We start from the raw sequence: 12,117 nt of genomic DNA, 5'->3' as shown, positions 1-12,117 counted from the left end.
CGCCGGCACGGCGGAGGCGGCGCCGGCGAAAACCTTCACCGCACAATCCCCCGTCGCGCTCCGCGCCAGCGCGGCGGCATCGGCGAAGACGATCCGCACGATCCCGATCGGCGGCATCCTCTACCCCACCGGCAACAAGAACGGCCTGTGGTGGGAGGTCGCTGACGAGAACGACAATGTCGGCTGGGTGCTGAACACCAAGCTCGCGCCGTCGCAAGCATCGCCGGACGCCCCGGCGCTGCATCGCTGATCGATCGGCGGCGGCGCATGGGGGCACGCCCCCCGTGGCGCCGCCGCCCCCTCACGATGCCGCCCGGATCGCCTCCAGCGCGTTGAGGAAGCGGCGGCTGCCCTCGCCCCCGATCGTGCGGTACGCCACCCCGCGCCGATCCAGCTCGCGCCGCGACAGATCGTAGAAGCGCCGCCGGTCGACCGGCTGGCCATAGATGCGCACGCCATCCGACTCCCACGGCAGATCGATGTCGAGCAACAGATACAGGTCGGCGGTATTGGCCCAGCGCGCGAACCACGGATCGCGCCGACCGAACATCATGTCCGCCCACACGGCCGTCATCAGCGGATCGGTATCGAGGATCACTGGCCCGTCGCCCGCGTCCATCGCCTTTTGCGCCTTCAGATCCTGCGTATGGGCGATCACGACCAGGTCGGCCATCGTAACGTCGCTGCCATAACGCTCGCAATAGGTACGGCCGAATTCGGGGACGTAGACGGTGTCGAAATGCTTCGCCAGCCGCGCCGCCATCGTTGACTTGCCGGTACTTTCGGGGCCGTGCAGACAGATCGTGCGCAGCGTCATGACGACATCACCCTCCGCCGTGACGCGAGCGACCCGATCCCGGCCGGGAACGCGCCGACACCGCGTCGGTCGCCAGGCGCGACGCATATAATGTCCAACGGCGCCGCGGCCCCTTCCCTTATCGTCATGTTATGCGCGGTTTAAGCACCAAAACGGCGGCAGACAAGATCGTCGCTGTGGCCGTCTGGCGTCCCGCGGCTCAAGCGTTTAGCCTGTGACGACAAGCAGAGGAGATGCCAGGATGCGCCACGTCGCGGTGATCGGCTCCGGCCCGGCCGGCTATTATACCGCCGAGGCCTGTCAAAAGGCATTCGGCGATAACGTGCGGGTCGATATCATCGACCGCCTGCCCGTCCCCTTCGGGCTGATCCGCTCGGGCGTGGCGCCGGATCATCAATCGATCAAAGGCGTCAGCCGCCGTTACGAAGCCACCGCGCTCAGCGACAACGTGCGCTTCGTCGGGCATGTCAGCGTCGGCAGCGACGTGACCGTGGCGGAACTGATCGCGCTGTATGACGCGGTCGTGCTGGCGACCGGCGCGCCGCAGGATCGCGCGCTCGATATTCCCGGCGCCGCGCTGCCCGGCGTCGTCGGATCGGCGGCGTTCGTCGGCTGGTACAACGGCCATCCCGATCATGCCGCGCTCGCGCCGATGCTGGACGGCCCCGGCGCGGTGGTGATCGGCGCGGGCAATGTCGCGCTCGACGTCGCGCGCATCCTGGCCAAGAGCGCCGACGAATTCGCGCAATCCGATATCGTCGCCCACGCGCTGGCGGCGCTGAGCGCACATGGCACCGACACGATCACGATCCTGGCGCGGCGCGGCCCGCATCAGATCGCGATGACCCCGAAGGAGCTGGGCGAGCTGGCGCATCTCGCCCGCGCCACCCCGATCGTCGACCCCGCGGACCTGCCCCCGCGCGAGGATGACGAGATCCTCGACCCCGGCACGCGCAAGGCGGTGGCGCATCTGCGCGCCTTTTCCGATCATCCGCGCGTGACCGACGACGGCAAGGCCACCTCGATCGTCTTCGACTTCTATGCCCAGCCTGTCGCGATCGAGGGGAGCGACCGCGTCGAGCGGGTCATCGTCGAGCGCACCCGGCTCGATCCGCAGGGCCGCGCGGTCGCGACCGGGGAGACCTATGCGATCCCAGCGCATCTGGTGGTCAGCTGCATCGGCTATCAAACGCCGCGCATCGACGGCGTGCCCTATGACGAGAAACTGGGCCGCTTCGCCAATGACGAAGGCCGCATCGCGCCCGGCCTGTATGCGGTCGGCTGGGCGCGACGCGGCCCGACCGGCACGATCGGCACCAACCGCCCCGACGGCTTCATGATCGCGGAGCATATCGCGGCCGATACCGCCGGCGACAGCGGCAAAAAGGGCCGCGCCGGGCTGGACGCGCTGTTGACGCAGCGTGGCGTCGACCTTGTCACCTTCCGCGACTGGCAGAAGATCGATCAGGCCGAAATGGCCAATGCGCGCCACGGCGCACCGCGCGAGAAATTCGTCGCGGTCGACGCGATGATGGATGCGCGCGAATGACGCGGCCGCGGCGACCGCGCCCTTAACCGCACGGCAACATGATGCGGGCCATGCCCGCGCCGCGCAGGGGCGCATCATGACGACGGGACGACGGGGGGCGATCATCGACAAGGGCGAGGCGAACCGGGGCCACACATGGGCCACGGCGCAGGCGATCGCAGGGGCACTGGCGCTCCTCCTGGCGGGCTGCGGCCCCACCCGTGCGGTCGATGTCGCGGAACAGCGCGCGGCATTGCATTGGGCGCTGACCACCACCACCGCCGCTCACCCGGGCACCGTCCCCGCGCGGCCGGCGGCGCTATGGCCGAGTGCGATGGCCAGCGGGCAATTATGCGGCGAGTTGCGCGATGCCGCGGGCGCGCTGGTGCGCTTCACCTTCGAGCCCGCCGCGCCGACGCCCACCGGGGCGGTCGACCCCGCCACCCTTCCCGGCGGCACCGGCCCGGGCGAGGAAGTGCTGCACCTCGCTGCCGCGCAGCGCTTCGACGCGCGATGGCAGGCGCAATGCGCGCCGCATCGCCCGTGGTGGCGCCGTGGGACCGCATGGAGCGGCTATGACATCGGCGCCCCCTCGGCGGAGTTGCGCACCGCCGCGGAGATCAGCGCCGAAGCCGCCGCGCGCGACGCGGCGGCGGAAGCGATCGACCGGGGCCTGTCCAACGCCGACACTCCATCACGGCCGTAGGACGGATCGACGGGCGACGACGCCGCCCTCCTCCCCCGCAGGGGAAGGTGTCGGCGCGCGGCGCTGACGAAAGGGCGGCGCCGCCGAGGACCGGAGAGACGCGCGGAGGGCGCTGGTCGGCAAGCAAGCGCAAGACATGACCGCCTGCGTCAATCGCTCGCACCTCGACTTGCGTTTTTACTTTGCAAACACTTGTTTACCGAGGCATTTTCCGTTAACAAAAATGTTACACTATATCTAATTCTGTAACACCGGACAAACGGTCAAATGAACCGGTGCGGAATGTCCAGCCCCATCTTGGGGTGACTCAATTAATACTTATCAAGAGATTTGTTAATCACGCGCGGGACGTCGCTCCGGTGTCATCCTGCGCCACATGCGCGTCGCGATCGCGCGTTCTTCTGGCCCGATTGCAGCGGCATAGAGCGCGGTGGTGCGCATATCGGCGTGACCCAGCCAGCGCTGGACGAGGTTCAGCGGCACCTGATTCTGGATCGCGGCGACGCCGAAACCATGTCGCAATCCCTTCGGAACGGCATGCAGACCGTGCAGATCGGCCTGTTCCATGACCCGGCGGATGCGGCGATAGGCGGTCATCCGACTGAAAGACCAGAGCCGCTCCGGCCTCTCGTCGACCCGATATCGTCGATCGATACGATGGACTCGCACCAGCATATCGATCAGTTCGGACGAAACGGGGATCGATCGGAAAATACCCTTGCGGCGCTTCTTCAACGTTTCAAAGACAATCACCTTCTGTGATTGATCGATGTTGACGTGTGTCAGTGCGAGAGCCTCGGAAATACGACATCCGGTTGATGACAGAACCCAACATAGCGTCATTGTATCAGGCTTGAATTCGTCGGCAATCGACAGAAGAAGTCGTATCTCAGCAGCGCTCATATATTTGCGCTGCCCTGCTTGGGCTATGGTCAGGCTATACATGATACCTACCTCGATTATCTTCTCTTATATTGACGTCAATTTCCAATCTATTTTGGACGTTCAATGTCGGGGATGTTACAGAATTAGATATTCCGTCACTCGAATCGTCATGGGGACGGGGCTCGAGCCGGGGGCGAAATGTCGGGAGTTTTGGAACAGCGAGAGCGGCCTATTGTCGCTTCGGCGCGGGTCCGTACCGCCGCCCCGCCATCCCCATGCGATGACGATATGACGTGCCGCACGCCGGCGCGCGGGGCGATGCGTCGCCGCGTGCGGGCGGCGGCGACGGGGCGGCGGGGATGCGAAGGCATCACGCCGGCCGAACAGGCAAGCGGGGGGTGTATTCCCCGCCTGTGGATGGAGCGTGTCGGGGGCAGACGCATGCTCGGGGATGACAGGGGGACTGTCGCCGCATCCGTACCTGCCCGCTCTGCAGGGGGCGAAGGCCCCGTCCTTTGAAGGATTGAATCACATGATGAAGAAGATTGTTCTCGCCGCCCTGGCGAGCGCGACGGCGCTCGGCGCCTCGGGATCGGCTTATGCGGCGTCGACGACGGCGGCTGGCGGCGTTCAGTTCACGGTAGGAACCGCTTGCACCCTTACCGCATCAGTCGTGGATGTTGGCACCTATAACGTTGGCGACACCGTATCGACCTATGCGGCTAGGCAAGGCAAGTGGGTCGCGGCAACCGTCACCGCTGGAACCGATTCCGCGAAAACTTTGGCATCGGTGAACTGCCCGTCGGGAACCGCATGGCGTCTGTATATGGTCGGATCCGGACCGAACGGCGGAACCCCGGTCAAAGACCCCAGCAGCACTACCGTTTTCAATACCTATGCTTATGTCAATAAGGTGGGCGGAACCGCTATCACGCCAACTGCGGTGACCACCTCATCCGTTCTTAATGGAACGGGAACCGGCCAAGCTCAGAACGTAGATGGTTTTTACGTTGTAGCAGATCCTAGCAATACTCAGCTGTCGTCAAGCTTTTCTGCCGGCACTTACACCGGTTCGAATACTGCGACGATTTACTGGTAATATTTTATCCGGAGCGCCGTCTTATCGTAGGCGCTCCGGCTTTTTCCCTAGGTAAATGGCAGGGGCGGGCGCTCATGATTTTGTGGCGGCATGCAGCCGCGTGGTTGCTGATTGGTGCCGCGACGGTGCAGGCCCTTCCAGTCGATGCGGCATCGGCCGCACTCGGGCTGGCGGCAACCGCAGCCGAGCCGTTGCTAGTCGCGGGGGACGAGCTCGCCTCCTATCTGCGCGATATCACAATCAATAGCGAGCCGCAGGGCAATGGCCTCGCGCTGGCGGTCGAGGGTGCGCTGTATGTCGAAGCGTCAATGGCGCAATCCGCCAACATCGCTTGTGGGCGGCGGATTGAGCGCGGTGGCCGCACATTGTGTGCGATCCCGGTCACCAAGCTGTCCGACGACGGAACGCGCGTCGACGTGACGGTGCCGATCGGGGCATTTCAGCGGACGAAGCTCGCCGCACGGGCGCCGCTGGCCGCCATACCCGAATTGTCCCCCGACCGGCTGTTCTACACCAATTACGATCTCAGCAGCTCGATCGTGCAAGGCCAGTTCGCCGGCACCGCGAACGTGCGTGGCGGGATCCGCTTCGATGAGAACGCTTTCGATCTCGGCGGCATCGTCAGCCACAATCCCGGCACCTATTATAACGAACAGACGTGGACGACCGACCTGCTCTCGACAGGCTCGGGTGCGACGCGGGTGACGCTTACCGACGCGGCGTATCGGCGCTTCTGGTACGACGATTTCGTCACGCTGATGGCCGGGCGCGGGTCGATGCGGCAGCGTGGCTATCTTGCTGGCGGGCTGTTCGACGGCCTCGGGCTGACCAAGGACAATTTCGACGCGCAGGGTAACCCGCGCACCGCACTGTCGCGCGCGATCACCGGCTACAATGCCTCGGCGGGGGTGCTGACCTATCGCCTTGGCGAGACGGTGCTCAAGCAATTGCCGATCGCGGCGGGGCCCTATTCGATCGACCCCGCGCTGTTCGCCGGCCTGCCGCAGGGCGGCGTCATCGAGATCACCGGCTATGACGGCCGCGTCACGCAATTGTCGCTGCCGGTCAACGCCTTCCGCACCCAGGGCCTGTTCGAGGCGGGGACGTGGGACGGCGATGTCCAGATCGGCCGCGCGCTCTCCGCCGGGGGCGGCTATGTCGCCGCGCTGCAATTCGGCGCGCGCGAGGGGCTGACCGACGATCTCACCATTGAGGCCGGCGGCAGCTTCACCCCGCGCAGCGCGGCGCTGAACATCGGCGTCGACGCGCGGCTGCCCGGCAATATCGGCGTCATCGGCGCCACCGGCGCCGCGCAGGCCCGCCGCCTCAACCCCGCACTGCCGCTGACGATCCAGCGCGAACAGGGCTGGTCGCTCGCCGGCTATCTCGAACATCGCGAGGGCCGCGTCTCGATCGGCGCGGATTACCAGCGCTTCGGCGGCGGCGGCATCCTCACCGGCGGCTATGACGGCCAGCGCCCCGGCAGCTATTACTGGCCGGTCAGCGGCACGGTGGTGGGCAGCGTCGGCAGCGGTCTGGCCGTTGGGGGCATCGTGGGCGGTGGCGGCATCCTCTCGCCGGCGGTCTATACCCCCGGGCTGATCGGCAGCAGCATCGAGGAGGATCTGCGCCTCTATCTCAACGGCCCGCTGTTCGACACCGGCATCAGCGGCAATCTCGCGCTGCGCTCCACCCGCTATGCGCTCGAACCGCAGGCGATGCGCTTCGCCGAGCTGCAGATCAACGGCGGGCTGGGTTCGCTCGGCAATCTCGCGCTCTACGCACGCTATGGCCGCGACGGCTATGGCCGCTCGCTGCTCAGCGCCAACGCCAATTGGTCCACCTCGCTCGGCGGCTCGGTCAATGCCAGCGCGGGCTGGCAGACCGACCGCGTCGACGGCGAACGGACGCAGCAGGACCGCTTCACGCTGACGCTCGGCGGCAGCGATGCCTCGCGCTGGAGCCAGGCCGACCAGTGGAACCTGATGGTCGACAATCTCGGCTATGCCACCGCCAGCTACAATCGCGAATTCGCCGCGCTGTCCACCGCCGCCAATCTCGTCCGCAATCCCGGCGGCCGGATCAGCGGCACGCTCGCCGCGCGCGGCGCGCTCGCCATCGCCGACGATCACCTCGTCTTCGGCCGCTCGACCAACACCACCCCGGTCGTCCTCGCCGCCCCCAGCCTGCCCGACGAGGACGTCTATTACGGCGGCCAGTCGACCCCCGTCACCCGCACCGACGGCGCCGGCTATGCGATCCTGCCCAACCCGCTCGTCTTCCGCGAAAACCGCGTCCGCGTGAACGATGCCCATGCCCCGCTCGGGCTCCAGGTGCCCGATCAGGTGATGAACGGCACCGTCTATCCCTATCGCGGCTATGTCGTCCCCGTCGCCACCCGCATGCTGGTGCCCGCGCGCGTCTTCGCCTCGCTGCCGTTCAACCCCGCCGACGCCAATGCCTATGCCGATGTCGACGGCGCGCAGATCCCGGTCGAGCCCGATGGCTCGATCTATCTCGAGGATGCCTCGCGCGTCGCCCGCACGATCCTCGTCGCCTGGCAGGTCGGCGACGCCACCCGCGCCTGCGCGATCGCGCTCGACGCGGTGAAACAGGCGCTCGGCGGCGCGGAGAAAAAGGGCGAGGTGGTGCGCCGCCTCGCCGGCCTCGCCTGCACCCCCGCCACGCCGCCCGCCGCCGACGGCAGCACCCCCACCGTCCCCGCCGAACCCGTCGCGCCGCAGCTGCCCTATCTCCAGATCAGCGACGCCTCGCTCGATACCAGCGTCACCGCCGCCTTCACCCGTCACTGAGAAAGACAGACCCCGCATGCCCCTTCGATACCTGCGCCGCCGCTATCTCCGCACCGCCCTCCCCGCCACGCTCGCCGCGACCGCGCTCGCCGCGCCGCTGTTCGTGTCGCCCGGCGATGCCGCGATCACCGTCGAGAAGACGCTCGTCGCCGATACCCCCGACGCCTTCGACAAGGGCGTCGCCTATCCGCTGATCGGCCTCCACGATGCCGCCCCCACCTATCTCTCCGCGCGCGTCTACAAATGGACCCAGCGCGGCAGCGATATGTACGTGCTCGAGCCGACCGACGATTTCACCATCTTCCCCGAGCTGCTCCGCATCGGCTCCGACACCCGCAAGACCGTCACGATCAAGGCGGTCAGGCCGCTGCCGCGCGACCGCGAGAGCGACTATCGCCTCGTCCTGCGCGAATTCGACCGCCCCGACGGCACCGACAATCCCCCGCCCGAAAACGAGGCCGCCGCCGCGATCCGCGTCAAGCCACAGGCCTCCGTCCCGCTGTTCGTGCGCGCCCCCAAAGGCGCCGCGCCGGCCCCGCTGGCCGTCACCGGCTGGCGCGACTCCCCCCCGCCCAGCGAGATCGAGAAGAAAGGCGGCGCACAGCCCCACCAGCTGCTCACGCTGCGCAACCCCGGCGCGATCTACCAGCGGATCGTCGCCGTCGGCATCAACGAACCCGCCTCGGAGAAGAACCAGTTGCTCGGCTATGTCCTGCCCGGCCAGTCGGTCGACCTGCCGCTCAAGCTCAAGCGCGGCGACCGTATCGAGATCATCTACGTCAACGGCCCCGATGCCAAGGTCGATATCCGCACCGACAAGCCCGACGACCGCCAGCATCTGACCTGGACCGCGCAATGAGGCGCGCGCCACTCCCCGCCGCGCTCCCCGCCGCACTGACCGCCGCACTCCTCGCGCTGACCACGCTCGCCGCGCCCCCCGCCAGGGCGCAAGGCTGCTCGGCCGGCGGGATCGAGAACCTCGGCCGGCTGGTCGGCGGCAATGTCGCGCGTGCCTTCGCCCGTATCGACGGCGGCAGCGTCTCCCCGGGCAATGCCCAGCGCGTGACGATCACCGTCACCCCCTGTTTCGGCACGCCCGGCTTCTTCCTCCATTTCGCCACCCCGCTCACCGTCAGCAACGGCGCCCGCACCGTCGCGGTCTATCCCGTCGTCACCGCCGTCAACGGCACCGCCCTGCCCAGCCCGCACTCGCTCGTCGATCGCGCCCATCGTCTCGCGCTGTCCGGTACCAGCGCCACGCTCGAGATCGTCTATGCGATCGCCGCCGCCGATGCCGCCGCGATCGATGCCCCCGGCACCTGGACCGGCACCGGCACCGTCACCTTCGAGGACCAGTGATCCGCGCCGATCCCGCCCCCCGCACCGCCCGGCCGCAACGCCCCGGCGCCCGCCCGCGACGACGCGACGACCCCGCGCGCGAAGCACGCGCGCTGCTCGAGATCGCGATCCGCACCTTCGATGCCGCCGGCGAAACTCCCGCCGCGGTCTGGCTCGCGCATGCGGTCCGCAGCCTCCTCACCAGCGCCAGCGTCGATACCCGCCATCCCCTGACCCCCACGCTGCCTCCCACGCTGCGGCAGTGGCAGCAGCGGCAGGCCCCCGATCCCCGCGGCAGAACCCGCCCCGAACACCCCCATGACGGCACCGGCACCGGCACCCAGATCGCCCAGCGCTTCCTCGCCGCCACCAACAGCGCCCGCCACGATCATGCCGCCCTCTGGCGCGGCCTCCTCGCCCACCAGTTGCACACCCGCATCCGCGGCATCCGCCCCGCCGCCGGGCGCGTCCTCATCCGCCTCCTCGAAGCCGCCGGCGACCCCGTCCCGATCGACGAACTCACACAGATCGCCCGGACTTGCTCGCGCCGCGACATGATCATCAAGGTCTATATCAGCCAGATCCGCGCCGCCCTGCGCACCGCCGGCATCGCCCGCCCTATCGAACGCACCCCACCCGACAGCTATCGCATCCACCCCGCCACCGCAGAACGCATCCTCACCCTCATGGCATCACACCCACAACCGCGATCCCCACACAAACAACCCACACAAACCTGATCCCCACTCACCCGGCAGAACAACAGACGGCGCCATGGCCTCGGCCCGGTTCGCGGCCGACTTGCCTGATGCGCAACAGTCGTCCGCGGGAAAGGTCGCGGCGGGCGCCGCTTCCTGTGCCACAGGCACGGCATGAGGATCGCGATCATCTCCGACACGCATCTGGCGGCGCAGGCCGCTGATTTCCGGCAGAACCTGCGGGAAGCGGTCGCCTGGATCGCGGCAGCGGGGGTCGACCTCGTCATCCACCTCGGCGACGTGACCGCGAACGGGGTGATCCACGCGGCGCAGTTCGCCGCGGCGGCGGCAGCGCTGGGCGAACTGGGGGCGCCGCTACTGGCGGTGCCCGGCAATCATGACATCGGCGAGCCGGGCGGCGGCCACGAACCGCCATTCTCGCCCGAACGGCTGAAACATTTCCGCGCGGCGTTCGGGGCGGATCGGTGGATGCGCGATTGCGGCGCCTGGACGTTGATCGGCGTGAATGCGCAACTGCTGGGCACTGGCGCGGACGCCGAGGCCGAACAGCTCGACTGGCTCCGCCGGACCGCACGTTCGGCACGCGGCCCGGTGGCGCTGTTCCTGCACAAGCCGTGGTTCGATACCGGACCGACGGACCCTTCGTTCCCGACGGCGCGATACGTACCGGCGCCCTCGCGCGCGGCGATGAGCGAGGCGCTGGCCGGGGTCGATCTGCGGCTGGTGGCGAGCGGCCACGTCCATCAATTCCGTCGCCGCATCATCGATGGCGTCGAACATGCCTGGATCGGCTCGACCGCGTTCGTGATACCCGAACGGTGGCAGGCGACGATCGGCCGCAAGGAAACGGGTGTCGCACTCCTGACGCTGGAGGGAGATAGCTTCTCGCTGGAAGACGCGCGACCGGCCCGGATGCGCGATCTCGATCTCGCGGACTATGCCGATGTCTATCCCGAGTTGCTTGGCCGTGACTGACCTGCCGCGCCGCTACGCGCCCTATGCCGTAACGGTGCTGCTGCTGGCCTATGTTGTCGCGTTCGTCGACCGGCAGATCCTCAACCTGCTGGTGGAGCCGATCCGGCGCGACACCGGCCTCGACGATATCGAGATCAGCCTGCTGCAGGGGTTGAGCTTTGCGATCTTCGTGGCGATCGGCGGGCTGCCGATCGGCCGGCTGGTGGATACGCGCCGGCGAACCGCGCTGCTTGCCACCGGTATCGCCGCCTGGTCGCTCTGTACCGGCGCCTTCGGTTTGGCGGGCAGCTTCGCGGGGATGCTGCTGGCGCGGATCGGCGTCGCGGTCGGCGAGGCGACGATGACGCCGAGCGCCTATTCGCTGATCGGCGACTATGTCAGCGATCGTCGCCTGGGGCTTGCCACCGCCCTTTACGGGCTGGGGCCGTTTGCGGGATCGGGGCTGGCGTTGCTGCTGGGCGCGGGCGTGCTGCGGCTGCTGCCCGCCGACGGCGTCATGCTGCCGTGGCTGGGAGCGATACACAGCTGGCAGATGGTGTTTCTGCTGCTGGTGCCGGTGGGCTTCGCGGTCGCGATCTGGGTGGCATCGCTGAGCGAACCGACGCGCCGGCACGCCGCCCCGCATGCACCCGACCGGGCCGCGATCGCGCATTATTATGCCTGTCATGGCACGACGGTCGCGGGGGTGAATGCCGCGACCGGGTTCACCGCCATGGCCACCTATGCGCTGCTCGCCTGGGCACCCGCGCTGCTGGCACGACGCTACGGCCTCTCGACCGCCGAGGCGGGGACGCGCCTTGGGTTGATCCTCGCCACCGCCTGCTGCGCGGGTGTGCTGCTGGCGGGGCTGGTCGGCGACACTTTACGGCGGCGTGGATTCGCGAGCGGGCGGCTGCTCGTGCTCGGCGGCGCGCTGCTCCCGGCGATCCCGTTTGCCGTTTCGGCTCCGATCGCGCCGACGGTCGACCTGTTTCTGTGGCGCGCCACGCCGCTCTTTTTCCTGCTCGCCGCCGCGATCGGCTCTGGACCGGCGACGTTGCAGGAGATCACGCCCAATCGAATGCGCGGCGTGCAGCATGCGATCGCGGTGCTGCTCGCGAGCCTGATCGGGCTTGGTATCGGGCCGACGGCGGTGGCGTGGATGACGCAGCGCGTGCTGGGCGACGCCGCTCGGCTGGGCGAGGCCCTGGCGATCCTTCTGCCGATCATGCTGACGGTCGCCCTTCTCGCCACATTG

At 68.0% G+C, this 12,117-nt stretch carries 11 protein-coding genes and 1 pseudogene; 10 read left to right on the top strand and 2 right to left on the bottom strand.

Features of this window, described 5'->3' with window-relative positions; translation table 11 throughout:
- Nucleotides 1-250, top strand: a pseudogene (locus ACFDSW_RS10880) (hypothetical protein); the annotation flags it as partial.
- A gap of 51 nt (nt 251-301) precedes the next feature.
- Here ACFDSW_RS10880 and ACFDSW_RS10875 read toward each other — a convergent pair.
- Nucleotides 302-817 (bottom strand): AAA family ATPase, encoded by a 516-nt coding sequence (locus ACFDSW_RS10875; RefSeq protein ID WP_375250313.1) that lies wholly within the window; start codon nt 815-817, stop codon nt 302-304.
- A gap of 241 nt (nt 818-1,058) precedes the next feature.
- On the opposite strand from ACFDSW_RS10875, the gene ACFDSW_RS10870 reads away from it, so the two are divergent.
- Both ACFDSW_RS10870 and ACFDSW_RS10865 read left to right on the top strand, forming a co-directional pair.
- On the top strand, nt 1,059-2,366 hold the full coding sequence (locus ACFDSW_RS10870; RefSeq protein ID WP_375250312.1) for an FAD-dependent oxidoreductase: 1,308 nt from the start codon (nt 1,059-1,061) through the stop codon (nt 2,364-2,366).
- 76 nt (nt 2,367-2,442) lie between these two features.
- A complete protein-coding gene (locus ACFDSW_RS10865; RefSeq protein WP_375250311.1) occupies nt 2,443-3,051 on the top strand; it encodes a hypothetical protein in 609 nt (202 codons plus the stop codon).
- Nucleotides 3,052-3,384: 333 nt separating this feature from the next.
- On the opposite strand, the gene ACFDSW_RS10860 is transcribed toward ACFDSW_RS10865, so the two are convergent.
- Nucleotides 3,385-3,996 (bottom strand): tyrosine-type recombinase/integrase, encoded by a 612-nt coding sequence (locus ACFDSW_RS10860; RefSeq protein WP_375250310.1) that lies wholly within the window; start codon nt 3,994-3,996, stop codon nt 3,385-3,387.
- Between the two features lie 472 nt (nt 3,997-4,468).
- On the opposite strand from ACFDSW_RS10860, the gene ACFDSW_RS10855 reads away from it, so the two are divergent.
- From ACFDSW_RS10855 to ACFDSW_RS10825, 7 genes are all read left to right on the top strand, one after another.
- Nucleotides 4,469-5,035, top strand: coding sequence for a hypothetical protein (locus ACFDSW_RS10855; RefSeq protein ID WP_375250309.1), 567 nt, complete (start codon nt 4,469-4,471; stop codon nt 5,033-5,035).
- 125 nt (nt 5,036-5,160) lie between these two features.
- A complete protein-coding gene (locus ACFDSW_RS10850) occupies nt 5,161-7,848 on the top strand; it encodes a fimbria/pilus outer membrane usher protein (protein ID WP_375250308.1) in 2,688 nt (895 codons plus the stop codon).
- 16 nt (nt 7,849-7,864) lie between these two features.
- Nucleotides 7,865-8,707, top strand: coding sequence for a molecular chaperone (locus tag ACFDSW_RS10845; protein WP_375250307.1), 843 nt, complete (start codon nt 7,865-7,867; stop codon nt 8,705-8,707).
- Entirely contained in the window at nt 8,704-9,207 is a 504-nt protein-coding gene (locus ACFDSW_RS10840; protein ID WP_375250306.1) for a hypothetical protein, read from the top strand. The genes ACFDSW_RS10845 and ACFDSW_RS10840 overlap by 4 nt, the downstream gene beginning before the upstream one ends.
- The gene (locus ACFDSW_RS10835) at nt 9,204-9,926 is read left to right on the top strand and encodes a hypothetical protein (protein WP_375250305.1); all 723 of its coding nucleotides are present in this window, start codon (nt 9,204-9,206) and stop codon (nt 9,924-9,926) included. Before ACFDSW_RS10840 ends, ACFDSW_RS10835 begins: the two co-directional genes overlap by 4 nt.
- A gap of 132 nt (nt 9,927-10,058) precedes the next feature.
- Complete coding sequence (locus ACFDSW_RS10830) at nt 10,059-10,880, top strand: metallophosphoesterase family protein (protein ID WP_375250304.1); 822 nt, start codon at nt 10,059-10,061, stop codon at nt 10,878-10,880.
- A partial coding sequence (locus ACFDSW_RS10825; protein ID WP_375250303.1) for an MFS transporter occupies nt 10,873-12,117 on the top strand: 1,245 nt, incomplete at its 3' end. The genes ACFDSW_RS10830 and ACFDSW_RS10825, both read left to right, overlap by 8 nt.

Source organism: Sphingomonas sp., assembly GCF_042091075.1.
Lineage (GTDB): Bacteria > Pseudomonadota > Alphaproteobacteria > Sphingomonadales > Sphingomonadaceae > Sphingomonas.
This window is presented reverse-complemented; position numbering and strand designations above follow the sequence as displayed.